The 24384-nt window shown below is 69.4% G+C and carries 23 protein-coding genes; 4 read left to right on the forward strand and 19 right to left on the reverse strand.

The window, feature by feature from the left end; all coding sequences use genetic code 11:
* The first annotated feature begins 323 nt into the window (after positions 1-323).
* From HZS56_RS11895 to HZS56_RS11910, 4 genes are all read left to right on the forward strand, one after another.
* Positions 324-1028: an MmyB family transcriptional regulator gene (locus HZS56_RS11895; RefSeq protein WP_369695815.1), complete on the forward strand. Its 705-nt coding sequence runs from the start codon at positions 324-326 to the stop codon at positions 1026-1028.
* 399 nt (positions 1029-1427) lie between these two features.
* On the forward strand, positions 1428-1883 hold the full coding sequence (locus tag HZS56_RS11900; RefSeq protein WP_108990592.1) for a DUF6228 family protein: 456 nt from the start codon (positions 1428-1430) through the stop codon (positions 1881-1883).
* A gap of 191 nt (positions 1884-2074) precedes the next feature.
* Positions 2075-2925, forward strand: a protein-coding gene (locus tag HZS56_RS11905) for an IS5 family transposase (RefSeq protein WP_108990632.1) whose coding sequence is annotated in 2 segments (ribosomal slippage) — positions 2075-2437 and positions 2440-2925 — 849 coding nt in all. Because the reading frame shifts where the segments join, the coding sequence is not laid out codon by codon here.
* Positions 2926-3054: 129 nt separating this feature from the next.
* The gene (locus tag HZS56_RS11910; RefSeq protein WP_108990591.1) at positions 3055-3513 is read left to right on the forward strand and encodes an SMI1/KNR4 family protein; all 459 of its coding nucleotides are present in this window, start codon (positions 3055-3057) and stop codon (positions 3511-3513) included.
* A 235-nt stretch (positions 3514-3748) separates the two neighbouring features.
* Here the strand turns inward: HZS56_RS11910 and HZS56_RS38885 are convergent, their stop codons facing one another.
* The 19 genes from HZS56_RS38885 to HZS56_RS12010 all read right to left on the reverse strand — a co-directional run bounded on the left by HZS56_RS38885 (position 3749) and on the right by HZS56_RS12010 (position 24186).
* Complete coding sequence (locus HZS56_RS38885) at positions 3749-4108, reverse strand: glutamate ligase domain-containing protein (protein ID WP_216720663.1); 360 nt, start codon at positions 4106-4108, stop codon at positions 3749-3751.
* 349 nt (positions 4109-4457) lie between these two features.
* Positions 4458-5633 (reverse strand): bifunctional class I SAM-dependent methyltransferase/NUDIX hydrolase, encoded by a 1176-nt coding sequence (locus HZS56_RS38720; RefSeq protein ID WP_108990589.1) that lies wholly within the window; start codon positions 5631-5633, stop codon positions 4458-4460.
* 32 nt (positions 5634-5665) lie between these two features.
* A complete protein-coding gene (locus HZS56_RS11925; RefSeq protein ID WP_308408056.1) occupies positions 5666-6430 on the reverse strand; it encodes an NUDIX domain-containing protein in 765 nt (254 codons plus the stop codon).
* A 207-nt stretch (positions 6431-6637) separates the two neighbouring features.
* A complete protein-coding gene (locus tag HZS56_RS38140; protein WP_244942246.1) occupies positions 6638-7894 on the reverse strand; it encodes a M15 family metallopeptidase in 1257 nt (418 codons plus the stop codon).
* Positions 7891-9369, reverse strand: a complete 1479-nt coding sequence (locus HZS56_RS11940; RefSeq protein WP_216720664.1) for an NUDIX domain-containing protein — start codon at positions 9367-9369, stop codon at positions 7891-7893. The genes HZS56_RS38140 and HZS56_RS11940 overlap by 4 nt, the downstream gene beginning before the upstream one ends.
* A gap of 89 nt (positions 9370-9458) precedes the next feature.
* Positions 9459-11399 (reverse strand): ATP-binding cassette domain-containing protein, encoded by a 1941-nt coding sequence (locus tag HZS56_RS11945; RefSeq protein ID WP_108990586.1) that lies wholly within the window; start codon positions 11397-11399, stop codon positions 9459-9461.
* A gap of 234 nt (positions 11400-11633) precedes the next feature.
* A complete protein-coding gene (locus HZS56_RS11950) occupies positions 11634-11993 on the reverse strand; it encodes a hypothetical protein (protein ID WP_108990585.1) in 360 nt (119 codons plus the stop codon).
* Positions 11994-12111: 118 nt separating this feature from the next.
* Positions 12112-13347 (reverse strand): methyltransferase, FxLD system, encoded by a 1236-nt coding sequence (fxlM, locus tag HZS56_RS11955; protein WP_308408057.1) that lies wholly within the window; start codon positions 13345-13347, stop codon positions 12112-12114.
* Between the two features lie 107 nt (positions 13348-13454).
* The gene (locus tag HZS56_RS11960; protein WP_108990584.1) at positions 13455-14579 is read right to left on the reverse strand and encodes a hypothetical protein; all 1125 of its coding nucleotides are present in this window, start codon (positions 14577-14579) and stop codon (positions 13455-13457) included.
* Position 14580: 1 nt separating this feature from the next.
* Complete coding sequence (gene fxlM, locus HZS56_RS11965) at positions 14581-16671, reverse strand: methyltransferase, FxLD system (RefSeq protein ID WP_108990583.1); 2091 nt, start codon at positions 16669-16671, stop codon at positions 14581-14583.
* Positions 16672-16689: 18 nt separating this feature from the next.
* On the reverse strand, positions 16690-17949 hold the full coding sequence (locus tag HZS56_RS11970) for a lanthionine synthetase C family protein (RefSeq protein WP_108990582.1): 1260 nt from the start codon (positions 17947-17949) through the stop codon (positions 16690-16692).
* On the reverse strand, positions 17946-20987 hold the full coding sequence (locus HZS56_RS11975; protein ID WP_308408058.1) for a lantibiotic dehydratase: 3042 nt from the start codon (positions 20985-20987) through the stop codon (positions 17946-17948). The genes HZS56_RS11970 and HZS56_RS11975 overlap by 4 nt, the downstream gene beginning before the upstream one ends.
* A 134-nt stretch (positions 20988-21121) precedes the next feature.
* Entirely contained in the window at positions 21122-21301 is a 180-nt protein-coding gene (locus HZS56_RS11980) for an FxLD family lanthipeptide (protein ID WP_108990580.1), read from the reverse strand.
* A gap of 37 nt (positions 21302-21338) precedes the next feature.
* Positions 21339-21470: an FxLD family lanthipeptide gene (locus HZS56_RS11985; RefSeq protein ID WP_011031314.1), complete on the reverse strand. Its 132-nt coding sequence runs from the start codon at positions 21468-21470 to the stop codon at positions 21339-21341.
* A 106-nt stretch (positions 21471-21576) separates the two neighbouring features.
* Positions 21577-21741 carry an FxLD family lanthipeptide gene (locus HZS56_RS38890; RefSeq protein WP_159107047.1) on the reverse strand — a complete coding sequence of 55 codons (165 nt, stop codon included), beginning with the start codon at positions 21739-21741 and terminating at the stop codon, positions 21577-21579.
* A 201-nt stretch (positions 21742-21942) separates the two neighbouring features.
* Entirely contained in the window at positions 21943-22410 is a 468-nt protein-coding gene (locus tag HZS56_RS11995; RefSeq protein ID WP_108990578.1) for a DUF6082 family protein, read from the reverse strand.
* A gap of 74 nt (positions 22411-22484) precedes the next feature.
* Positions 22485-23060, reverse strand: a complete 576-nt coding sequence (locus HZS56_RS12000; protein ID WP_108990577.1) for a DUF6624 domain-containing protein — start codon at positions 23058-23060, stop codon at positions 22485-22487.
* Positions 23057-23620 carry a hypothetical protein gene (locus HZS56_RS12005; protein ID WP_308408059.1) on the reverse strand — a complete coding sequence of 188 codons (564 nt, stop codon included), beginning with the start codon at positions 23618-23620 and terminating at the stop codon, positions 23057-23059. The genes HZS56_RS12000 and HZS56_RS12005 overlap by 4 nt, the downstream gene beginning before the upstream one ends.
* A gap of 83 nt (positions 23621-23703) precedes the next feature.
* Entirely contained in the window at positions 23704-24186 is a 483-nt protein-coding gene (locus HZS56_RS12010; RefSeq protein ID WP_244942244.1) for a helix-turn-helix domain-containing protein, read from the reverse strand.
* Between the last annotated feature and the right edge of the window lie 198 nt (positions 24187-24384).

The raw sequence follows: 24384 nt of genomic DNA on the forward strand, positions 1-24384 counted from the left end.
AGCTCTCTGCATCCATGGGGGACAAGTCGGTCAAAATGCGGTGACCGGCAATCTTCTGCCGGTCGCGCAGCGCCGCCATCGATCTATCATGCAGTGCAGGGGGCAGCACCTGATTGACATTGCATTGAGGGCTTGCACGGTTAGATCCAGATGCAATCTTGCAGGACGGGAACCGTGCAGACGAGAACTGCGAGGAACGTGGCATGCGCGGGGTCGTGAGGGGCGGGGGCGGGGAAGAAGGACCCACCGGGGTCGGCGCTCTACTGCGCGTCTTTAGGGCCGCCGCCAGCACCACGCTCGGCCGCCCGATCCTCCAGAGAGAAGTGGCCGACGCCCTGCATAGAAGCGAGCGATGGTACCGGGACCTTGAAAGCGGAACGATCACCCGGACCCTCACCCGTCACGAACTTGACACCATCGGCACGTTGCTCGGACTCGATCGCGTCCAGCGACGTGCGCTGTTCCTCGTCAGCAACGGCGGGGGCCTCTCCAGCCCGGAAGCCCAAGAGCCACCACGCATCAGCGACGAACTGCGCCTCCTGCTGGACCAGCAGCCTTTCCCCGCCTACGTCATCGATGCCACCTGGAACGTCCTGGCCGTCAACACGTCGATGGCCGCCCTGTTCCCGTGGTCGACCGCCCCCGGGGCCAACCTCATGCGGTGGCTGCTCCTCAGTGCCGAAGCGCGAGACCAGCACCTGAACTGGGAGGCCGACGCGGAAGTGTGCGTGCGCATGCTCCGCGACGCGGCCGTAGACCGCCCCCACGACCCAGACCTTCAGCAGCTCATCAGCGACACCAGTCAGAATCCCGCCGTACGCGACCTGTGGACCCGTGGCGCAGCCGACTTCGCCGACCACTACGACGGCCACCTACTGCAGATGGCGCTCCCGCTCTTCGACGGCCAGGTGACCGAACTGGTCACCCATGTGCTGCAACCCGCCGGTCTTCCTGGTTGCCGCATGACAATCCTGAGCCAGCGAGCACCCCAGGAGCCAGCAGACCGGCAGGCCGTCCAAGCAATGTGACCGGCCTCCGCCGGCGCTCGGCTATCCGCGGCCCGGTCGGGGGAATTCCTGGCGCGCGGCCCCCGCGCGGCCTCTGTCAACCCGTTGCCAGGACAACCGTGGCGACGGTCTCTCCGAGCGCCGACTGGCGTTCCACGGGACGCTGATCTCAGCTATATCGTATTGGCGGGTGCCAACCCCAGCAGCTCCCGCCTGTTGAACTGTCCCAACGCTCATGCGACGCATTCAACTCACAAGCCCATAGCCCGACTTCCGCAAAGTTCGGCCAGAGTGACGACAATCACCAAATTGCGTCCCGTGACAGAGGAAGAGGCTCCTGTAATGGGCCTGCGAGAGCGGCAATACTGCGTGGCAAGCGTCACCCTTCAGGGGAAGGGGAGAAGCCAATAGAATGGGCCAATGATCATTCACGATGCGCGCGGCGGACAACTCCTCCGCGTGGGAGACCCGGGGCAAGGGGTCCACCTGCTGTTCTCCACGCCGACGCGGCCATACGGGGACGACCCTGCGCTTGATGTGACCGTACGGGCCAAGGGCGCGTGGGTGGACGTCAGCGAGTTGGTCCGGACGCTGGACGGTGACGGACTGGTGGAATTCATTTCGTCACTGGCTGACGTATCGGGCAGCTGGAGTGAACCTCGTACTTGGCGGTCCAGCGAGGGGCAATTGCAGATATCGGCACAGCGTTCGGATGGGCGCATCGTCGTGACGTGGGGGATCTGGCGAGGGATGACCGAGTCCGAAAGTGCGTGGTACTTCGAGACTGTCACCTCCCACAGGGGCGAGGGTGAGATGCGGGAATTTTCCACAGCGTTTCAGGCTCTATTTGACGGAAAGTCAGAGGCGATTGCCTAGATGCCCACCGGTGCCCCCGGGTGTGCTGCCGCTGGAAGTGCGTGCAGCGGCAGACCGCTAGACTGGCCCATCAACCTTTGCCCGGCCATCTTGTGTTCTGACGCCTGCCCATCCAGCGGGGGCCTATGGACGGGCGGTCGGTAGTTTGTGGGTCTAACAGCGGCTAACACAATGAGGTGGATCAGTCCTGGTTGCCGTGTCCCGGACGGGAGTTGAGCGTTCGGTCCGGTGTGGGAACGTCGCCGTGGATCGTGTCGGATGAGCTGTGGGACCGTGTGGCGCCGCTGCTGCCGCAGCGTGAGCGCAGGTTCCGGTATCCGGGTCGCAAGCCGTTGCCGGACCGGGCGGTGCTGTGCGGGATCTTGTACGTGCTGCACACCGGGATCCAGTGGGAGTACCTACCCAAGGACCTCGGCTTCGGGTCGGGCATGACGTGCTGGCGCAGGTTGCGGGACTGGAACGAGGCCGGCGTCTGGCAGCGGTTGCACGAGATCCTGCTGGCCGAACTGAACGCGGCCGCACGTCTGGACTGGTCCCGCTGTGTGGTCGACTCCTCGCACATCAGGGCGCTAAAAGGGGGCAACACACGGGTCCATCGCCGGTTGACCGAGGACGAGCCGGTTCCAAGCATCACTTGATCACTGACGGACACGGCACCCCGCTCGCGGTGCTGCTGACCGGCGGCAACCGCAACGACGTCACCCAGCTCCTGCCCCTGCTCGACGCGATCCCGCCGGTCCGCGGCCGGGTTGGTCATCCTCGCCGGAAGCCGGACTCGCTGTTCGCCGACCGCGGGTACGACCACGACATCTACCGGGACCAGGTCCGTGCCCGCGGCATCGTGCCCGCGATCGCCCGCCGCGGCACCCTGCACGGCACCGGACTGGGCACCTACCGCTGGGTCGTGGAGAGGAGTTTTGCCTGGTTGCACGGCTTCCGTCGCCTGCGCATCCGCTGGGAACGGCGAGCCGACATCCACGAAGCGTTGCTCAAACTCGCCTGCTGCCTCATCACCCATCGGCAGCTCGGGACATTGCGCTGACGCTGGAACCGCTAGGCACTCCATGGATGTCTGTGGCTCATGCCATGATCCGGCCTCATGAGTGACCGATCGCTTGCGCCTGCCTGGCTGGCCTGGTGGACAGACAGAGTTTCCGGGACTCTCACGACCATGACAGGCGAGTTCGAGCGTCGGCACGGCTTCCCCCCTGGGACCAACCAGGTCCGGCCGGCCGACCACGACGATCAAGCCGCGGCTCGTACGCTCGCCCAAATCACCCCTACACCAGCTGACCTGGTCACCTTCTACGAGAGCATCGGCGATGTCATCTGGGAGGACGTCGGCAACGGCCTCTTCCTCGATCCGGCCGGTGACGTCCTGCTGCAGCTCCAGGAGCACGGCATTGTCGACGTCGGCACGGACCAAAAGGCTCATGGCCTGGTCATGGGCTCGAATGGCGGCGGCCTGATCTACGTCGCGGGGCCCGATGGGGCCGTTTACCGGACGCGGACGGCGTCGCTGGAGGAACCAGAGTTCGACAAGGTGGCCGATGACCTCCGAAAGTTTTTGGAGCTACTGGAGCGCTCCCTGACAAGGTTCAACGCCGACGGTGATCCGGGATGCCTGTAAGCGCAGGCCTCAACGCTCATTTTGTTAGCCGCTGTAAGTCGGCAGACCCGGACACCGGGGAGACCTACCGACGCATCCTCGTCCCCAATGTTCAGGTAAGCCCACTGCTCGGCTGGGGACCGGACGGCCCCGCGCAGGCCACCCCCGTCGGTGCCCATCCGCACGTACGAGTGCGCCCTCTGGCATGTCTCCGAACAGGGGTGGGCACCGGAGGAAGCGTGTGATGTGCGAAGGGTCAGCCGACCAGGTCCTCAGCGAGGGTGTTGACGTCGCCGGCACCGATTAGCATGATCACGTCGGCGTCCGTCGCCTCGTCCCGCAGCAGCCGGGCGAGGTTTGCTCTGCCCGGGGACATCTGCATCTGCGGTGCCCGGTCAGCGACATCGGCGGCGAGCTGCTCGGCGACGTGCGTCCATACCTCGGGATTTTCCCGGGCTGGGTAGACGGGCTTGACCCACGCGAGGTCCGCCGACGCGAGCACGTCGAGAAACCCGCCCTGGAACTGCTGTGTCCGGGAGAACAGGTGCGGCTGGAACACCGCCAGGACCCTTCCACCACGGGCGACCTGGCGGGCGGCGGCCAGGGCCGAATCCACCTCGACAGGGTGGTGGGCGTGACGGTGACCTCCTCCAATTCGGCCAGATTGCGGCGGAGGTGCTGCTCGCTGAGGGCCCGCAGGAGTGCATCGAGGCCCTGGTCCTCCTGGATCCTCGGATCGGCGGCGGCCTCCAGGGTGTTCGGGCACCAGCCGCGCCCGACACACCGGCTCCGGGCATTGGGGTTGAGGGTCGCGGCCCGGCCACCGTTGCGGAAGTAGCCTCCAACTGCCTCGTCGGCGCGGCATGAAGAACTCCAGCTTGGTGTTGAGCGGTGTGTGCTGCTACCGGGGATGCGACACGTACGTCGTGTCGCGGGAGGGCATCGGAGGCGGCAGTCAGCGCGGCCTACTTGGCTGGGGCGAAGGCGGTGAAGTGCGCAGGCGGGTGGTCGATGGGCAGGTCGGGCCGCCAGGACGTGAGGATCTGGGCGCTGCAGACGAACAGGCCGTTGGGGAGCTGGTCGAGGGGGTACCACGCCCAGTCGCCGACGCTCTCGTCCGGCTGCGTCAGTGGCTGCCCTTGCCAGGCGTGGACGAGCGCGCCGACGGTGACCCGCAGGACCCCCTCGACGTGATCGACAAGCGTGCCCAGCAGTTCCACGTCGCCGGTCCGAGCGACCAGGCCGGTCTCCTCGGCGAGTTCTCGGACGACCGCCTCCTCGAAGGATTCTCCGGTGGCCTCCACGCTGCCGCCGGGTAGTTCGAGGGTGCCGCGGCGATGTCGGCCCAGCAGGATGCCCTGCTCGCTGAGCAGGATCGCCCCGACGCCGACTGCCGCGTGGGCGGCCGGGGCTCGGGTGCTGCGGGGTCGGCTGGAGACGCGCGTCGGCCGGTCGGGAAGGCGCCGGGCGCGGACGAGCTGATGGACTACCTTGGCGTTCTCGTCAGGGTGCGGAAACAGGTCGATGGCTTCGACGCGAAAGCCGTACTCGGTGAGCAGGTCCTCCCACAGCTGCGGTGCCAGGACCCACATCTGCGTCGGCAACGGCGGGTCGTCGCGCAGCAGGATCATCTCCTCGCGCGGCGCCACTGCCGTGGACGGACCGTTGCCGTGCAGATCGGTGTGCAGGAGCGAGAGGATCAGCGGGGCATCGGGACGCAGACCATCGCGCAGCGCAGGCAGCGAGCGGTGCGGGTCGATGAAGGCGAGCGTCCCGATCGCGTACGCGGCGTCGAACGGCTCGGCTCCGCCCAGGTACTCGGCCACGTCTGCTCGGACGAACTCCACGCCGTCCGCGCCTGCGTGGGTGGAGACGGCGCGCTCGTGCTGGGTCGGGGACAGCTCGATGCCGGTGACCCGCGCTCCGTGTGCCTGGGCGAGGTGGACGGCGTGGTGGCCGGCCCCGGAGCCGATGTCCAGGACGCGGCGGCCGGTGACGTCGCCGAGGACTTCTGCTCCCGGCCCGATGCCTTGCCAGGGCGTCCAGCGGAGCCGTTCGGGGACGGGCGGGGTGTATGCGCGGGCGAGTTGGCGCTGGCCGTAGATCTGCCAGGCCCGGGTGTTGGTGTCCTCGGCGGGCACGGTTGCCTCCTGGTGGGCGGGTGTTCTGGGGGTCAGGTGTGTGTGATCAGGTAGGCGGGACCTTCGCCGCGTCGGGCTCGTTCGATGGCGTCGAGGCGCGTGAAGGCGCGTGGGGCCATTAGCTCCTGCCAGGTCGCGAGGTCGTGGACGGCCCACAGGTCGTGTTCCGCGGGGTCGAGGCGGATCCGGTCGAGCTGGGCGGCGGTCAGCTGGCCTCCGTCGAAGATGAGCCCCACCTTGTTCAGCGGCTGGCGCGGTCCAGCGTGGAGGAAGTGCGTCAGGAGCAGGGTCGGCGTGTTGAGGGCGAGCTCCAGGCCGGTCTCCTCGACCGTCTCCCGCCGGGCGGTCTGCAGCGGGTCCTCGCCCGGGGCATCCAGATTGCCACCGGGGAACTGCCAGAGTCTTGAGCCGTAGACCGAACGGAGCTGGACCGGACGGTCGTGTTCGTCGCGGACGTACAGGCAGCCGTACACCGTGTGGTGAGGGACGGTCCGCGCGTACTCCTCGGCTGGCATCGGCATAGGGCGGCCGGGCCGGGCAGGGCGGTGGTCGAAGGCGAGGGCGAGAACGCCGAGGGCTTCCTCGGCCGGCGGGTAGATGCCGCGGAAGTCGGCGAGCAGCTCGCCGGGCGACCCGTCCGGGTTGATACGTGAGGTGCCCTCCGAGCGGAGAAGGTCGTCGAAGGAGGGGTACAGGGTGATCCGCTGCACGATGACGTCGAGTTCCCGCCCGCTGTCCCGGTCGTGGAAGACGAGCGTGTCGCCCACGGCGACGGCGCGCCTGCTCGGGGTGGCCACCCTCACTTCGATTGTTTTGCGCCCTGCTTCCACCTGCCGGTAGTGCCGCCCGAGAAGGTGCATGTGATGCTCGGGCGTTTCGTCTCCGGCCGCCGGGCTCGGGATGGCTGGGATGGCTTGCTGGGTGTCGTCAGGCATACGTGCCTCCGTTCGATGCTTTCCGTCCGCTCCGGTCGTTGGGCCCACGTGGACGAGTCCATTGGCGAGCTACGGCAGTTCGACCGGTCCGTAGCGCGCGTGCGGCTCCTGCCGCATCAGGGCGTCGTACCGGTCTGCTGCCGAGAAGTGCCAGAACTCGGTCCCGTAGTTCGTGAAACCCGCGCCTTCCATGGCGTTGAGCAGGAGGGTGCGGTGGTGGCGCGCCTGGGCGCTGAGGTTCACGGCGTGTGTGTAGCAGATGCCATTGCTCTGCTCGGGGGAGGCGTTGACGCGGGTGCCGAGGTCGAGTTCGTGGCCGTCCTGGTCGACGAGGGTCACGTCCACGGCCGCGCCCGCGGAGTGAGGCGCGATCTCTGGCGGCGACACGTACCGGCTGGCGGCCTGGTGCAGTTGCTCAGGTGTCCAGTCAGGGTGGGCGGTGGCCAGCTCGTTCCGGTAGTCAGTGAAGTAGCGTTGCTGGAGGGTCAGCGGCCGGTAGCCCTCGATGAACAGCAGGTCGGTGCCGGCGGGCAGGAGCGAGCGGGCGTGCTGCAACCGGGCCAGGACGCCTTCACGGACGTGGGCGAACGCCCCCAGTGGGTCGGGCTTGCGGGGGTCGACGCGGAAGTTGTGGTCGCGCACGTCGACGAGTGGCTCTCCGCACTCGCGCACGGGGATCGCCGCGACCTGCGGATCGGACATCAACACCGGAGGAATCATCGAGTCTCCCTGTGACGGATTGCGCTGAGGTGGCGAGGCGGGGGCGGCAGCGGTCAGAGCGGTCTCGCGCACGATCCGGGCGACGGTGTCCCGCAGCGTGCTGTCGGCCGGGATTACGGCATCCAGACCGCCGGGCAGCAGATCCAGCTCGCGGTACCAGGAGGTGAGGTGGGCGTCGGTGACGTGCGCCAGGTAGGCGGCATCCGCCTTTGACGCGTGCCGTACCAACGTCGCTTCCAGCGGAACGTCCAGGTAGTAGCACCTGGAGACGCCGCGGTGGTCCCGTACCAGAGACGTGATCATGTGGCCGTAGCGGTCGGCATACAGGATCCCTTCGAGGACGACGTGGAAGCCGGCGTCGAGGGCTGCGCGTGCGATCGTGCTCAGCAGGGCGATGTTGGCGCCGCGCGCGGTGTCGTTTTCCCTGAGTACGTTCCGGCGGATCACGTCCTGGCCCACGATCGCGATACCGCGGCCGTAGTGATCTCGCAGGCTCTGGGCCACGCTCGACTTGCCGGACGCCGAGTTGCCGCGGATTACTACGAGGCGGGTGTCTGGACGCCCGGTCGCTGTCGCAGTGGGCACGCGACTGGATGCGCTGGTCATGCGGGCCAGCCTGTCTCGCTGTACAGCTCGTCGTTCTGGATCTTCTCGATGGCCTGTCGGGTGTAGGGGACGAGGTCGTCGGGAAGGGCGGCGGGGTCCCAGAATTTCCACTGGGTGCACTTGTCCGGCTCGCGCAGCACCGGCTCGCCGCTCCAGGTGCGGGCGCGGAAGAACAGGCCCATGCGGGGCGGGTTCCTGGGCTTGTCGATGTGGTGGACGACGTGGACGAGTTGGACGTCCTGGCGCTCGATGTGCAGGCCGGCTTCCTCCATCGCCTCCCTGATCAGGCAGTCGGTGGCGTTCTCCTGTTCGCAGTGGCCGGCCAGGACGTGCCAGGTGGACGGCGCGAACGCGGAGTCGGGGTGGCGCAGCCCGAGCAGCACCGTCCCGTCCGGGCGTTCCAGGTAGAGGTGGACGCCGATGATGTTGGGGACCGTGCCGTGCGGTGGCGCCAGACGCTGTTCCTCGGGCTCGGCCTCGGGTCCGCTCCGCATCGGCGGGTGGCCGGCGGCGTGGCGCCGTATGAGGTCGCTGGTCGTGTCCGCGATGCGCAGGCGGTGGAGGTCGTCGGGGGCGAACCAGGCGAGCATTACTCCTTCGGTCAGGTGGAGTTCGCGCGGGTCGCCGTTCCAGCGGCCGGCGTAGATGGCGATGGGTACGGTCGTGCCATCGTCGTGGGAGGCGTACTCGGTGCCGAACGGGGACAGGCTGGCGAGATCGAGGCCGGCTTCCTCGGCCAGTTCGCGCCGCACGGTGTGTTCCAGGGTGGCGTCCTGGGGCTCTCGGCCGCCCCCGAGCAGGGACCACATGCCCGGCTCCCAGATCTGTCCGGGGAAGTAGTCGCGGAGATGGAGCAGGTACTCGCCGCGGTCGTTGTAGATCAGGGCGGAGGCGTTGGCCGTCTCGGGTTCGACCTGGAGCGGCAGTTTGAGCAGCTTCTCGCGCAGTGTCGGGGAAGTTACCCGGTCCACGGGACGCCACTCGATGCCGCCGACCTCCTCTTCCTGCAGCACGACCGACACCTCGGTCGTCCGCAGGCGGAAGAGGAACCGGAGGTCGAAGTGCTGGTGTGCGGGCTCGCCCTTGCCCGGATGGGCGTCGGTGTCGTGGATGTCGATGTCCAGCGGCACGGTCTCGTAGCCCGGCCACGGCGTGACGGCCCGAGCCGGGATCCCGGTCTCCTCGTGCAGTTCGCGGAGGGCCGCCGCTGCCAGGGAGTCGTCGGTGGGCTCAGTGTGTCCGCCGGGGACGAGGACCTTCCCGCTAGCCAGGTGCAGCACGTGCAGGATGCGGCCGAGATGGTCGACGACGATCGCGCCGCAGGTGACGTGCCCGGTGAAGGTCGAGCGGCTGGCGATGTCCTCGCCAGGCCGGTCGAGGGCGTCCGGGAGGACGCTGAGCTGCTCGCGCTCGTGAGGGTGACGGGCGAGGTAGGTATCGACGGTGGTGCGGATGTGGTGGTGCGACAACGACATGGGGACTACCTCGCAGGGACGTGGGGCTGAGGGAGCATCGGGAACGGGCTGGTGTCTCTGTCCGGCGGACCGGTGGCCCGGCCCGGCGATCAGGGGGCGTCGCCGCTCATCCGGCGTTGCAGCTCCCACAGGGACCGGAACAGCCCTGGCTGCTGTGTGAGTTGGGCGTAGGTTCCCTCCTGGACGGTCCGCCCTTCGTCCAGCACCACGATCCGGTCGGCGACGGCCACGTTGCTGAGGCGGTGCGTGATCAGCAGGATGGCGCGGTCCTTTGCCAGTTCGCGCAGGCCGGCGAAGATCCGGTGCTCGGCGCAGGCGTCGAGGGCGGCTGTGGGTTCGTCCATCACCAGCAGCGCTGCTTGCCGGTGGAACGCGCGGGTGAGGACCAGGCGTTGCCACTGCCCTCCGGAGAGCTGCTGTCCTCCGAACCACTCGCTGGTCAGGAGGGTGTTCAGGCCCGAGCGGAGATGGGGAAGCATCTCCGCGGCGCCGGACGCCTCGCAGGCGGCGAGCAGGGCCGCGTCGCTGGTGTCGCCCTGCCCGAAGGTGATGTTGTCGCGCATCGTCAGCGGCAGGTAGGTGAACTTCTGCGGTACCAGCGCGACGTGTTCCCACGACCTCCACGGGTCCAGGTCCGCGGTGGAGGCATGGTCCCAGGCCACGTCCCCTTCGGTGGGCAGCAGCAGCCCGCACAGCAGGCGCGACAGAGTCGTCTTGCCGGAGCCGTTCTCACCGACCAGTGCCACGATCTCGCCGCGCTTCACATGCAGGGAGACGTTGCTCAGGCTGTCCTTGGGCGCGCCGTCGTATCGGTAGGTGACGTCACGGACCTCAAAGCGCTCCGGGGCCGCGGAGACTGACGCGGTGCCGCGGGAGTCGGCCATGGCCTGGCCGTGGGCGTTGTCGAGGAAGTTCTGCCAGTCCTGCACGTACCAGCCGGTGCGCACCAGGCGGGCCCCTCCGTTGATGATGCCGCGCACCGAGCCGGTGGCGGTCTGCAGGGCGAAGACGGCGCCTCCGCCGGCCGCCAGGCTCATCCGCCCGGAGGCCAGGAGCCACAGCAGCGCCGCCCACACCGCGGTCGAGGCGACCCCGCCGGCGACGGCCCCGGCCAGTCCCATCCAGGCACCGGTGTTGGCGGCCTTGCGCTCGGCGTCGTTGACCGAGGCGGCCAGCCGGCGGTACCGCCCGATCAGGAAGGGGCCGGCCAGGCAGGCGCGCATCTCCTCGCTGGACTCCTGATAGGCCATGTGCCAGCGAAGCTTGCCCAGCATCCGGCGCCGCCCGGAGGTCTCCAGCCCGGCGAGGTAGAGCACGCGTGCGGAGCGCACGTACGCGGCGGCCTGCGGCAGACAGGCAAGGAAGAGCAGGGGGAGGAGCAGGGGGTGCAGGACGGTCAGGACGGTGGCGCCGGCCGCCAGCGTGGCGGTGGCCGCCAGCACGTCCTGCGCTTCTTCGACGAGGTCGGGGGTGACCTGGGCGCCGCGGTCGGCGATGTCGTAGGCGTCGTTGTAGCCGGGCTTGTTGTTGGCGGCCAGCTCCGCGCCGAGCGCGGCCTCGATCATCGTCAGCTCCGCCGCCCGGCCGAGAACCGGGCGCAGACGGCCGGTGAGCCAGACGACGGCGATGCCCAGCAACGCGCGCAGGCCGGCGGCGGCGGCGATCACGGCCAGTTGCGGGGCCGCGTCCCACAGTCGTGCGGTGATGTCGCCTGCGGAGACCAGTGCGGTGATCGTGCCCGTGACGGCCAGGAGGCCGAGGGCCGCGAGGACGCCGGTGCCGATCTGGCAGATCAACAGGCCGACGGTCGCGCCGCGGTCCACGCGCCAGGCCATCCGCACCGAGCGCCGCACCAGCGAGGGCAGGCGCCGCGCCATGGTACGGGAGGTCAGCAGGGAGCCGGCCTGGAGCCTGGACTCGTCGCGGTAGAGGTATTCCTCTTCTCGAACACCGGCGTCCCGATGTTCGCTGGCCGGCGCGGTCCCCTTGGGTGGTTGTGGCGGCTGGTCCTGTGTAACGGCCGAGGTCATCGTTCCCCCTGGGACGGTCGCTGCGGCAAGGTCGTGAGGTCTAACGACGCGGTTGCGATATCGAACACACGTCATTCGGTCGTGCTGGAAAGCCCGTGATTCCCTGCGTCCGTGGAACCCGCAGGCGCCACATCCCTGGTCTGGCTTGGAGCGGCTGCGGGCAGGAAATGGCCGAAACGCCGACACCGCCACACCACGTGAGCAGTACGCCTCGGCAGAGAAGGTCACCCCCTCCTAACCGGTATGGGAATCGGCCTGCAGCAGCTTTTCCAGCTCCCTCTCGGCGTGGCCGACCGCGCCCCTCAGGGCCTCGTGGTCGGGGGCGGACAGAGCGCCGGCTCCCAGTCCGGCCGCGGCGATCACCGCGGTCAGCGCTCCGGTCGCCTGCTCGGCCAGGGCTGACGCAGCGACGGGGTTGTGCAGAGCCTCTCGTGCGGCGTAGGCGTCGAGTCGTGCGACGCTGACGAGGGACTCGAGTATCCGCGCATGATGGCGGCCGGCGCGATCCACTTCCAGGGCTGACAGGCCCGTTCGGGCCTGGAAGACGGCGGTCGGCGGATCGGGATGGGCAAGGAGCCGGACGGCTTCCTCCACTGTGCGGTCGAGATCGTCTCCCGGGACGGGGCCTCGGCGGGCCAGCAGTGCGCCTGCAGGGGGAGCGCGGGCGCCTTGGTGCGGCGGACCAGGGGGATGCGGCTGGCTATCGCGGGGATCACCGGCTCAGCCCTTGCGCGCCCAGTCGACGACCAGCCGGCTGTAAGGCTTGTCGACGACGAAGCGCGGGTCGTTGGGCGTCAGCCGTTCGCGCGAGTCGGCGACGGCCATCCGGAAGCCCGGCTCGGGGGCGGCGTTGCCGCCGGTCGCGTCCCAGGCGCGGATCTCGATCACCACGCGCTCGGCGAGGTCGGCCCCTGCCTCGCCGTGGCCGATCACGCCGGCCTCCCAGTACCGGCCCTTCTCGTCCTCGCCCTCGCGGACGGTCAGGTACGCGAGCGACCCGGCGTCGAGGGCGGCCATGGAGCCCCCACCCGAAGTGCGGGGTGAATCCGCGGCGCTGGCCCGGCAGGCGGGACAGGCCGTTGGGCAGCACGCAGGCCAGGTACAGGTACAGCCACTCCCAGGCGGAGCCCTGGCGGAACTTCACCCCGGTGTACATCTTGGTCTGCTGCTGGTCGAGGACGGTGCGCAGGGCGTCGCGGTCGACGTCCTGCTCGCTGAACGTCTCCAGGCGCACGTTGCCCTCGCCGGTCATCGGCACCAGCGTGTACACGTTGTCGCAGACGCCCTTGCGCAGCGGGATGAAGGTGGCCATCTCGCAGGAGACGGTCTTCCACGTCTCCCCGTCGCGTTCGAAGGCGAAGGAGCGGGAGATGCTCCCGCGGATGCGCATCGGCAGGACCAGGCGCCCGCCGGGGGCGAGCTGGTCGAGGATCTTCACGGGGACGTCGCCCGAGCCGACGGTGAAGATGATCCGGTCGAAGGGAGCGTGCTCGGGCAGCCCGGCCGCGCCGTCGGCCATCACCGCGGTGGCGTTGTCGACGCCGGCCTCGGCGAGGTGGCGGCTCGCGCCGGCGACGAGGTCCTGGTCGACGTCGAGGGTCCACACCTGCCCGCCGGGGGAGACGATCTTGCCGAGGAGGGCGGCGTTGTAGCCGGTGGCTGCTCCGGCTTCCAGGACCTTGTGACCGGGCTGGGCGCCGAGCTGTTCGAGCTGGGTGGCGACGATGGACGGCGCGGAGATGCAGGAGATCATCTCCCCGTGCTCGTCGTGCTTGATCGGGACCGCGTCCTCCTTGTACGCGCTCTCCAGGTCGACGCCGGGCAGGAAGGCGTGCCGGTCGGTGGTGCGGAAGGCGTCGATGGCCGCCTGGCTGTGCAGGTGGCCGCTGTCGATGAGCCGCTGGGCCAGGGCCTCGTCCGGGTTGGTGGGGGCGGTACTGGCTGTCACGGTGATCTCCGTTCGGGAGGCTAGGGACCCAGGGCGGGACCCGCGGGTAGACACGTCAGCTCCTTCGGTGTGCAGGCGACGTAACGCCAAGGGGCTCGCCGTCGCGGTCAAGAGTCGAGGCGGTGCGACGAGCCGGGGCTGGCTCGACGGTTGACGTAGCGCTCCCATACATCCGCCGAGACGGACGCAGCAGCCAGCAGGGCCTGTGTCAGGGGTTCGGGGATGTGCCCCTGACCGAGGCCGGCTGAGGCGATGGCGGCGGAAAGCGTACGGTGCTCGCCGTGGCTTAGCGCTTTGCGGCACACAGGGTGGGCCAGGACGTCGCGTGCGACGTACCCGTCTGTCTGTGTCATCGCTTCGCAGGTGAGACGGCGCACTGCTGCGGCCTGTCGGGTCTTTGAGGAGAGGTCGAGCACGACTAGTCCCACACGGGAGCGAAAGACGGCAAGTTCGGGAGCCGAGTCGAGGGCCAAGTAGCGCTGCACCATCTTGTCGATCGGCTCGACCGGGTGCTCGTCGGCTGCCCTGTGGCAGAGGACGGTGAGCGCTGCCGCGACGGATTGCTCCCATGGCTCCACCAGATGGCTCGTGTGCAGGAACGTCAGCGCGTCGCTGGACTGCTCGCCGAGGCAGCGGACGATCACTTCCACTTGACGCCCGTCGAAGAGACGCTGGCCTATGCCCCGGTGCTGCCTGCTGTGCGCCCGTGCGCGGTCCCATTCGCCTGCTGCGACGAGGGCACGGGTTCCGTCGCCGAGGAGGACGGTCCACAGCCATTGGCACACCTGTTGATGATCAGCTGCCGACGTCGTGAGGTGCTGGAAGGACGTGGTGCGGCCGTCGATGACCGCTTCGGTCTTCGATCTGACTGCTCGGGTCAGGGAGTCGAGCAGGTGGTATGCGCCGTGCCCGTCGCCGTCGCGGATGCGTAGTCGGGCCAGGTTGACCAGGGGTTCCAGGGCGTACCGGGCTTCCTGCGCGCCCAGGGGTTGGGTGCGCAGGACGGCCTCGGCGTGACGCCAGCACAGAGTGCGCGCCAGGTCCGGCATGCCGCAGTCGCTCGCGATCAGCGCCGCCTTGTTCAGGGCGACGGTCGCGGAGGTCACGTTGCCGTCGCGCTCGGCGGCGGCTGCGAGGTCGGTGATCTCGCGGACCCGTTCAGCGAGGGGCGGGCACGCTGGACGTGGACGGGCAACGAGCGGGAACCGCTTCGCTATCTGGCTGACGTCCATGTCACTGCCATTCGATGACGATGCGGTTGAGCGGGTTGTCGAAGGCGAAGCGGCCGGGCTTCGGCGCGAGCGGGGTCGCGTCGAGCGGCTGGATCTCGAAGCCGACGTCGAGCGCTCGGAAGTCCTGGTCCCAGGTGCGGATCTGGTCCGCGACGTCTGAGGCGAGGGCTTCGGCGTCGGGGCCGTGGCCGATGACACCGAACTCGTACAGGGTGGCGCCGTCGGGGGCCTTCTTCGCGTACGGGCGCCGGGTGAGGTAGGCGAGGGTGCCGTCCTCGAAGACCGCGGTCGAGGACGGGTAGGGGGCGGTGACCAGCCCATTCTCGATGGCCTTGTTCTTGGCGGGCATCCGGCTCAGGCCGTTGGGCATGGCGCAGGTGAGCCATAGCTCCAGGTATTCCGCCGACTCCGGGCCGCGGAAGGTGACGTCCGTCCACGCCTCGGTGCGCGGCTGGCGGAAGATGTTGCTCAGGGCGTCCGCGTCGACCTTCTGGTCCCCGTTGGTGACGAGGGTGACGGTGTGGTCGGGGTCCAGGGGCACGAAGACGCGCGGGTCGTCGGCGATGCCCCGGCGCAGCGGCATGAACGTGTTCATCTGGCTGCCGACGCTGCGCCAGGCTCCGTCCTGGTTCTCGAAGGCGATCGAGCGGGAGACGCTGCCGCGCAGGCGCAACGGGGTGAGGAGCCGTCCGCCGGGGGCGAGCTGTTCGAGCCAGGCGTGGGGAACGCCGTGGGCGCCGACGGTGGCTTCGATGCGGTCGTACGGCGCGTTGGGGGCGTGGCCGACTGCTCCGTCTCCGAGGATCACTTCCACGTTGTGGATGTCGGCGGCGGCCAGTCCGCCGCGCGCTCCGTCCACGATGTCCTCGTCCACGTCGATCGTGGTGACGTGCCCCGTCTCGCCGACGAGGTAGCCCAGGAGTCCGGCGTTGAAGCCGGTGCCGGCCCCCAGCTCCAGGATCTTCTGGCCGGGATGGACGTCGAGCTGTTCCAGCATCATGGCGACGATGTCGGGCTGGGAGGCGCAGCTGATGGAGCGCCCGGACCCGTCGAACTTCGTGTCCACGGGTGCGTTCCCGTACGCCTTCTCCAGCGGGGCGTTCGGGACGAAGAGGTGACGGGGCACGGTCCGCATGGCCTCCTCCACCCGGGGCGTGCGCACGCACCCGGTCTCGACCAGATGGTCGATCAACTGGGAGCGCAGACGGCCGGCGGAAGGGGCTTCGATGGTGTCACTGTTCACCCCGTTGACCGTAGTGACCGGTGCCCCCTCAGCTTGGGTGGACGCGGCGTTGTCGTTCGTTCCCATGACTACCTCTTTCGCGAGTGTTGACAAGGTGTGCTGGTCCTCGGTGGGGAGGCCCAAGCGGTTGAAGTGGAAGATGCCGTGGTGGGCGATCAGGGCCCGCAGCCCTCGTTCCAGGCGGCCCTGGCGGTTGAGGTCGGCGAGCTGCTGGCCGAACCACTCGAAGGTGGTTATCCACTCGGCCAGCGGCGCCAGTCGGCCCCGGGCGACGCTGCGGCTAGTGGTGCCGACGTCGACGGTCATCAACCGGTGGACAGCGGCCCGGTGCCGTTGCGGACTACGAACCTCGTCGCCGAGGCGTTCGGCCGCGATCCTCGCCCAGACGTCGCCCTGCTCGTACCAGTCGAGTCCCGCCGCGCGCATCGCCACGCTGAGCAGGAGGACCGCCAGCTCGCGGCGGCCGAGCTGGGGGCCGCTGACGGCCTGCTGGCGGGCCGCCTCGTCCAGCAGGTGACGGCTGTCGTAGTGGAACAGGGTGTGCGCGATCTTCATCGCGGCGGGGCCGCCGAAGGCCGTCTCTTCCGGTTCGTAGATGCCTCGTGTCCAGGAGGCGAGGACGCCGGTGTCGACCAGCTCGTCCAGGGCAGCGTCGAGGACCTTTGCTGAGTCCGGGCCTGCGGGCCGATACCGCAACCGCCACCAGGGGTGCTTCCGCAGGAAGGACCACTGGGCCAGTTCCGACTCCTGGGCGATCAATACCGGGAGTAAATACTCCACGGCGGTGGCCTCCGCGTGACTCCAGTTGGTGAACCGGATGAGGCGTTGCGGCCATTCGTCCGCAGTCATGTTTCCTCTTCTCTTCGTCTAGTTGGTCAGAAAGCAGGTCTCCCACCCGGACGCGGACGGCGTTCCGGTGTGGAAGGAGTGCAGGGCGAGTGCGGTGCCTGCGGCACCTTCGAGGAGCCCGATGTCGCCGCCGCTAGGAGGGCTGATCAGGGAGTCCGCCAGGGCGCCCGGCGCGGTGTCGGCGATCGGGGCCAGGAGCCGGGGCAGGCATGCGGTGAGGCCGGGCGTGAGGGCGTCGTCGGCAGCGAGGCGCGTGATGTGCGCCAGGCCCGCGAAGCCGTGGCACAGGGACATGTCCACGGTCGCGTCGAGTTGGCCGGAGTCGGTCATGGCGCGCAGGAGGGCGAACTCGGCGGCGTGTTGGCGCGCCGGATCCTTGAGGGCCAGGGCGGCGAGTTGTTGGACGCGGGCGAATCCGGCGGTGCCGTAGCACCAGGACGGCCGGGAGGGGCCGGGCCCGGTCGTGCCGGATCGTAGCTGCTCGCGGGTGATCCAGTACGGCCACCACGGGCCGGCGGGGCTGTCCTGCTGCCAGTGGTCTAACCAGGTCAGGATGCGGGTGATCGCGTCGAGGTGGCCGTCGACGGTGATGCCGCGGCGGGCCGCGAGGGAGAGCACGGCGAGGGGGCCGCCGATGCCGTGGGCGACGCCGTTGTTGGCGTGTCCTTCCGGATACGCCGGGGAGATCGTGCCGGAGGGGGCGAGGTGGCTCCACCAGCCGGGCAGAACTTCCCCGTCGTGCTTGACCGGCTCGGTCAGCCGGACCAGGTAGGTCAGGACCTCGCGGAGGACGTCGGTGTGGACATTGCGGTGCAGCAGGAGCCCGCCCATCCCGCTCAGGCCGCGGATCGCGTCGAACTCGGCCAGCAAGGGCATCTCACCGCGGTCCATCCGTGTGTGGGCGTCCGCGAGCCGGTCCAGGATGGCCTTCGTGACGTACCGGTCGAGGGTGTCCAGGGCGCGGGCGTAGCGTCCGGGGCGGTCGGCGGCGGCGTGGAGGGCGAAGGCGAGCGCGGGCGCCCCGTAGTAGAGGTGGCTGTCCGGGCCGCCGACGGCGGGTTCGGCTGCGGCGCAGGCGAGCCAGTCGTGGGCGCGTGGCCACGGGCCCTGGTCGGCGCGGGCCCGCTCGATGTGTAGCAGCGCGACACCGGCCGCGCCGTGCGCGAGCGACTGCGGCCACCAACCCTGGCGGTGGTGCAGCCCCCGTACGTCCTGCGGTGAGGCGAGTCGCTCGGCGAGGACGTCGGCGGTGGCCAGTGCGCTGTCACTCAGGTTCATCGGTGATCTCCTCGGTGAGTCCAGGCCATCGCGGCGGCGTGGGCCAGCCGTATGCACATCCGCTCGTCGTCCTTGTCGATGCCGGCGGCGCGGATGTGGTGGGCGTGCAGCAGCGAGTCGAGAACAAGGTCCGGGTCGATGCCACCACCGGACGCATCCAGCTTCTGCCGGTAGCAAGCCAGGGCCGCATCGCGCCCGCTCCAGGCTCTGGAGATGGCGGCGCCGCCGGGGACGGCACGCAGGGCAGCCCAGCCGTCGGTCGGATCGGCCAGACGTACGGCCTGACCACGCACGGTCCGGTCCATGGGACGCGGGTCGATGATCCGGCCGTGGGTGATCAGCCAGTCCATGCCGGCCGCGGTGCTGCCGGTGAAGGCCGCAGCGAGGGACACGAAGTTCGCTGCGGCAAGGGCCTGTCGGTGCGGGCGGGTGCTCTGGGCGAACTGGACGGCCAGCGCTCGGGAATCGGCGGCGAAGACGTCCTCGGCCAGACTCATCAGCGGCCCGGCGCCCCACCGGCCGGTCTCTGGGTAGGAGGTCGCGAACTGCATGTCGGTGAGGAGCCCGGCACGCCGCAAGCCGTTCGCCCACGAACTCACGCGCCGCGCGGTGAGGGCGAAGTCCTGCTCGCTGGGGACCGCGATGCGCAGGCGCAGGTGCCAGCGGGGGTCGCAGTAGCGCATGTACCACCAGGCCAGCTGATCGTCCCACTGATTGAGCAGCACGGGAAGGTGGTCGGCAAGGATCTCGGGCTGTCGTTCGACGTGCCCGTACAGCTTGACCAGCAGCCAGAAGGCGGCGCCCGGAAGATGACCGTGCTCGCGCGTGATGAGTCGGTCGGCGGTCACGGGCGGGACAGCCGGCCACTGGGGCGGGCGCACGGCCGTCATCGGGGCGATGACCTCGTGGGCCCGTCCGTCGAACCAGCCTCCGTCGGATTCCGTTTCCGTCAAGATCGCCGATTCGTGGGTGACCAGGTGGGCGCGCAGCAGCGCGAGGTGCGCACGTTCGGAGAGGTCCAGCGGCAGGAGCTGGTCCTCTTCAGCCAGTGAGACTTCGTCCGGGACTCGGCGGCGTGTGCGCCACTCGTCGGCCGCCTTGTGCCACTCCTTCCAGGGGGCGCGGCGGTCGGGCAGCTCCGACCGGTCCAGTCGCCACCTCGCCTGCGAGAGGATCGCGCGCCCGTAGCGGACGCGCGGCAGGTACGGCAGGGCGGTGGCGGACGCCCAAGGGAAGATGCTCAGGACGGCGGTCTGGGAGCGGCTGATCTCGGTGAGGAAGCGTGCGAGCGGCGGCGTGTGGCCTCGCAGGTCCAGCGCGTGCAGGGTCATGGGGTCCAGCAGGCACGCGCGGGAGAGGGAGACGAGGTAGAGCCTGCGGCGGTCGCAGCCCACGGCGAGGTCGTCGAGCGTGACGGTGCGCTCGTCCACCGGACGGTGCTCCGCCAGGCTAATGACGGCTGGCAGGAGTTCGGCGACGCGGGTGACGTTGGTGTCTCCCCGGTCGAGTGGAGTGAAGGAGACCTGCGTGGGCACCGAGCCGGGCGCGTTGACCGGTAGCTTCCCCAGCATGGCGGCGGCGCGGCGCTGATCTTCTGGTGCGAGCAAGCCCAGGCTCCGGCCGATCGTGGTGCCGATCCCGCGGGAGGGGGCGATGCCGTGAAGGGCGAAGTCTCCACTCTCCAATGCTTCTTGGGATGTGGCGCGGATCTGGAAGCGCAGCTCCGTGTGGGCCGGTACCTGCGGGGCGTCTCGGTCTCCGACTGTCAGTGTGCGGATCAGGTCCTCGTCCAGGCTGATTTCGTCGCGGCCATCGAGGACGGCCGCCTGGGCGAGGGAAAGCAACCGCTGTTCGCGGCTGGTCAGGGCCTCACGCTGCTCAGCTTCCGCGTCGCGGTATCCGGCCGGGAAGCCGAGGCCGACGTCCGGGTCCACCAGGTCCCGGACCGGGACGAGCGAGTTGATGCCGTACCGCTCGAAGAACCGATTGTGGAAGTCCTTCCACGCCGGCGTGCCAAAGGGGTACGCACTCAGCCGGGCCAGCACCGTGGCGGCCTTCTCAGCCTCGCGGGCAACCTCTGGGGGCAGAGTGAGAGAGCAGTCCATGCGCAGGTCCAGCGTGAGCGGCTGGGCCTTGACGGTGCTCAAGGCGGTCATCTTCAGACGTAAGGCAGTACGCAGGCACCGGCCGTCCGTCGGAGCCAAAACCTGGTTGTGCTGGGCGATGGCGTCGCGGACCGCCCGCAGGTCTGCCACGAGGTCCGCAGCTGACGGCGCGCCGGCGGCCTCGGCCTGCTCGACCAGGTGGTCCAAGGCATCGAGGGTGGCAGAGGGCGCGTGCAGGCTGCTGATGAGCACACCGCGCTCGACCAGGCTGCTGACGAGCCCTTCCACCCGGTCAGCGGGAACGTCGGGGTACTCGGCCCTCATCAGTTCCACGAGGGTATGAACGGGGACGGGCGAGGCAGCGGCATCGACGGCGACACGTACGGCGTTGGTGTACCGGAGGGACACTTCAGCCGCCGGGCTGCCTTCGGTGTGGCGTGAGCGGGACGGGTAGGGCACGATCAGCCGATCACCCCGTACGAAGACGGTGTTGTTGGCTACCACATGCAGGTGCCGCAGAACTTCAGGGTGTGTTTCCAGGCGGGCGATCAGGTCCGCGATCCAGTCGCCATCGGCACGGATGACGGGTCGGTGCTCCTCACCCCAGGACCATCCCGGCCGTTCCCCGAACGAGGCGTGCGCGACGCCGGCGAACAAACCATTCGGGGTCGCTCGGCCCGTCATACGCAGCAGGTACCGCATGACCGACACCACTGCGCGGCGCACCTGACGGGTCTCAGGGCTGGCCACCGAGCACAGGGCCTGAACCTGCTGCGCGAGCAGAGGGCTGGCCTGTTCCATAGCTTCGGCAGCCTCGGACAGCGACCAGACGTCGCGCAGCCACGTCTGCCACCGCACCTCACGATCCGGGGCGTCGTCGGTGAGGTCCGGCCACGCGGGAAGCGGCAGCCTCGGGCAACGGGCGGCGCGCACCAGCGCAGCGTCCGCGCACCGGTACAGCGGACCGTCCTTCCGTGAATCCATGCACCCTCCCTGGTTGTGGCGCGTTGGGGTGCCAGCCCGCGCGGCGCAAGGCCGCACGGGCTGGCAGATTGGCGCGCTCGGGGTCAGGCCACGTTGGTGGCGCAAGACCCCTTGCAGCTCGGCTTGCAACCGTCATCCGTCAGGTTGATCACCGTGGCGGAGCCGTCGCCGGACTCCAGGACGCTGATGTCCAGGTCGAACGCATCACCCTCCGCCGTGGCGGCCGGGGACTGCGCCTGAGCCTTGATGGTGTTCGCGTTCATGCAGGTTTCTCCCTAATCGTCGTGCGGTGGAAAATGATCAGGCCACGTTGGTGGCGCACGGGCTGGAGCAGGTGCTGCCGCAGCCGTCGTCGGTCAGGTTGATCAGCGTGGCGGAGCCGTCGTCGGACTCCAGGACGCTGATGTCGAGGTCGAATTCGTCGTTCTGCATGTGCTGATTCCTCCGTTGCCGTGCGCGGCTCCGATCGAGCCGCGAGGGGAGTGCCGCGCGGGCGGCGCCGGCACGACATGGGCGTCGTGCCGGTGGTCTGGTGCGGTCAGGAGCCGCTGGAGATGCAGGCGTTGCCGCAGGTCGAGCCGCAGCCGCCGTCGGAGGCGACCGTGCCACCCGATTCGATGACGCTGATGTTGAGGTCGAACGGGTCCTGCGCGGCAGAGGCCGAGACGGTCCTTACGCGTTGGTCGGTCACCCTGGGAGTCACGGGAATCCTCCTGGTCGATGTGGTGGAACGCTTCGATTCGGTGTGTTGCTGTACGGCCGGCTCTGTCCGATGGGCGGCAGCTGTATGCCCTGCGCCGCTCGGGCCTCCTCGGCCACCTCGCCAGACACGAGAACTGCTGTCCGGCTGAGAATTGGGGACGGACACGGAGCCCGAAGAAGGGTGACGGGACCGAGATACGCGTCAGGTTGCTGCGCGCTGCGCCTGCGGGCGATTCTTGGCGGCCTGGTCCAGCACCCGGGTGAAGTGCTCGGCCTGCTCATCGCCCTCGGCCTCCTCGGCACGGAGGCCGCCGAACCGCTTCCAATAGCGCTGGCAGACGTCGCTCTCCATCAGCTTCGCGGCGTAGAACGGCAGATGTCCGGTACGGACGAAGCCGAGACGGTCGCGAACGCTGAGCATGCAGATGAGCCGATTGGCCGCGAGCAGCTGCATGTACTCCTTGGCGTCGAGGTCCTCGGGAGCCCACAGCCTGGCGAGGGCGGGGCTGTTGGACACCTGAGCCAGCCAGTCGAGCTGGGTGCCGGTGAGGAACGCCTCGTTACGCTCGGCCTGATGCCGTGCGTCTTGCTTGAGCCGGGTGGCTCCGACCACGGCGGTGGTGAGGGAGACGGCAGCACCGGCAGCGAGGACGGCGGTGGTGAGCTTCATCGGGCAACGAACCTTTCCCAGAGCAGATTTGCGGCAGGTGGGCTGGCGGATAGAGAACCCGGGGTTCTGCTGGTTCACGCGGCCCCCGAGAGGAGGACGGTCGGGGCTTCGTCGGCGGAGCTGTCCGGTGCGTAGCGGCGGCGCACCGTTGTGAAAGCGACGGCAAGGGGCGGCAGACCCACGGTGGCTCTGCGTGCGTCGACGGACCCCGGCGCGCGCAGCGGGCACAGCTCGATCCCGTCGGCGCTCAGCAGGAACTGGGTGCCGTACTCCTGGGCGCGTCCACTGGTGACGAGGGCGCGGTCGTGCAGGTGCGCCCAGTGCTGGACGAGCGCGTCGCCGGCCTGGACCGCACGTCCGAGCAGGGTGGTGGCGGCGCGCTGAAGGGCGTAGTCGTCGTCGCTGTGCAGGGCGATGCTCCATGCGGCGCGGGCGCCGTCGAGGCCGACGAGGCGATGGCCGGGCCAATCGTGGTCGGCCAGGATGTGGCCCAGGATTCTGGCGTTGACGTGGTCGATGTGACGGCCTTGACCCACTTGGATGGCGTCGAGCTGATTGCGTACGCGCTTGGCCCGGTGCCGGGCGGATTGCGCGGCACGGGCAATCAGCTCGCGGGCGAGGTCCGGCCGCTGCGGTTCGTCGGTTGTCACAGGCTGCTCCGATCAGGGGAGATCGGCTCAGGCAGGTGGACTTGGCAGCTGATCAGCGCGTGGAGTCCGGCACGGTGTTCGGCTGGCAATTCGAGGCGGACTCCTTGATTGCCGTCGTGTGCCCGGCCGGACCCGATCAAGTTCCAGCCGTAGTTGATGAGTCGGAGACAGAGGTCGGCTCGGGACTCCACGGGGTAGCCGAGGTGGGTCGTGACCTCGGCACGGACGTGCGGGAGCCCCAAGCGGGCGGCGAAGTCCGATGCCCACAGGGTGATCAGGCGGGTGATGTCGTCGCTCTCGTCGGGCAGGGTGTGGACGTAGCCGAGGAAGAGACAGGGGCCTTCGCCCCAGCTGAGGCCGGGGTCGCGCTCGGGAATCAGGCAGGCCAGCAGTCTCCCGTCCTCGAAGAGTCCGGCCGGCTTCGTCTTCGGGTCGCGGAGGAGGCCCGGAATGTCGGCTTGCCCGGGTACGGGGAGACCATGCAGGGTGAGCCAGCGCTGGCTGTCCTGGACGAGGGCGGCGGCTTCCTCGCGCTCGGCGTCCGTGCGTAACGTGCGCACCTCGTACACGGCGGCCGAAGGCGCCGGAGCGAAAGGTGCCGCGGGTGACTGCTCCCGATCAGCTGCAGAGGCCGGGGCCCGGGTCACTGGCTTCCTCCGCGCTGTGTCGGCTGGGCCGGCAGCAGCTTCCAGCCGTGCGCCAGAATCACCAGATGGGTGGGGTTCTGCGCGACGGTGTCGGTGAGGAGCTGGTCGAGTGCGGCGCGCTGGTCGGCGGGGGCGAGCTTGGCGGCGATGGCGATGTCGCGGGGGTCGCTGTGCTCGGCGACGGCTCGGAGCAGCAGCAGCTGGTCCGGGCCGAGCTTCGGCGCGGGCCTGTCTGCTGGGGGAGTGGCCACCTGCCGGGCGGCGAGAAGGTGGTGCACGATCACCGGGGGCTTGCAGCGGGGCGGGCAGTGGAGGCTTTCGCGGATGTCGCGGATGTAGTGGCGGACGGTCACGGCCGACAGCCGGGTCTGGGTGGCGATCTCCTTTGGTGTGAGGCCGCCTACCAGGTGCTGGGCGACGCGCTGCAGGGTCGGTGTCAGAGGAGTGACGGGAGCGCTGGTCGTTACGGACGGGGTCACGGTGTCACTTTCTGGGCTGGGATGGACGGTCACTGGGAGGGGTGCCGTCGGCCCCTGCGGGGGACGGGGGCCGGCGGCCCCGGCCCCGACGCGGCGGGGGGGGGGTTAGGGCGGCCGCCCCCGGGGGGGGCCCGCGGCGCCGGCCCGCCGCCGGCGCGCCCGGCCCCGGGGCCGGCCGGTGTTCAAAAACATCGGCGG

Source organism: Streptomyces mayonensis, from assembly GCF_018982965.1.
GTDB classification, from domain to species: Bacteria; Actinomycetota; Actinomycetes; order Streptomycetales; family Streptomycetaceae; genus Streptomyces; species Streptomyces mayonensis.

What these genes read in the sequence shown, in the direction of transcription:
- HZS56_RS11980 (WP_108990580.1), bottom strand. Translation starts at nt 21,301, where the DNA reads ATGAACGCGAACACCATCAAGGCTCAGGCGCAGTCCCCGGCCGCCACG.
- HZS56_RS11995 (WP_108990578.1), bottom strand. Translation starts at nt 22,410, where the DNA reads ATGAAGCTCACCACCGCCGTCCTCGCTGCCGGTGCTGCCGTCTCCCTC.
- HZS56_RS11910 (WP_108990591.1), top strand. Translation starts at nt 3,055, where the DNA reads ATGACAGGCGAGTTCGAGCGTCGGCACGGCTTCCCCCCTGGGACCAAC.
- HZS56_RS38140 (WP_244942246.1), bottom strand. Translation starts at nt 7,894, where the DNA reads ATGACCAGCGCATCCAGTCGCGTGCCCACTGCGACAGCGACCGGGCGT.
- HZS56_RS11970 (WP_108990582.1), bottom strand. Translation starts at nt 17,949, where the DNA reads ATGAACCTGAGTGACAGCGCACTGGCCACCGCCGACGTCCTCGCCGAG.
- HZS56_RS11900 (WP_108990592.1), top strand. Translation starts at nt 1,428, where the DNA reads ATGATCATTCACGATGCGCGCGGCGGACAACTCCTCCGCGTGGGAGAC.
- HZS56_RS11960 (WP_108990584.1), bottom strand. Translation starts at nt 14,579, where the DNA reads ATGGACGTCAGCCAGATAGCGAAGCGGTTCCCGCTCGTTGCCCGTCCA.
- HZS56_RS11945 (WP_108990586.1), bottom strand. Translation starts at nt 11,399, where the DNA reads ATGACCTCGGCCGTTACACAGGACCAGCCGCCACAACCACCCAAGGGG.
- HZS56_RS11940 (WP_216720664.1), bottom strand. Translation starts at nt 9,369, where the DNA reads ATGTCGTTGTCGCACCACCACATCCGCACCACCGTCGATACCTACCTC.
- fxlM (WP_108990583.1), bottom strand. Translation starts at nt 16,671, where the DNA reads ATGACTGCGGACGAATGGCCGCAACGCCTCATCCGGTTCACCAACTGG.
- HZS56_RS11985 (WP_011031314.1), bottom strand. Translation starts at nt 21,470, where the DNA reads ATGCAGAACGACGAATTCGACCTCGACATCAGCGTCCTGGAGTCCGAC.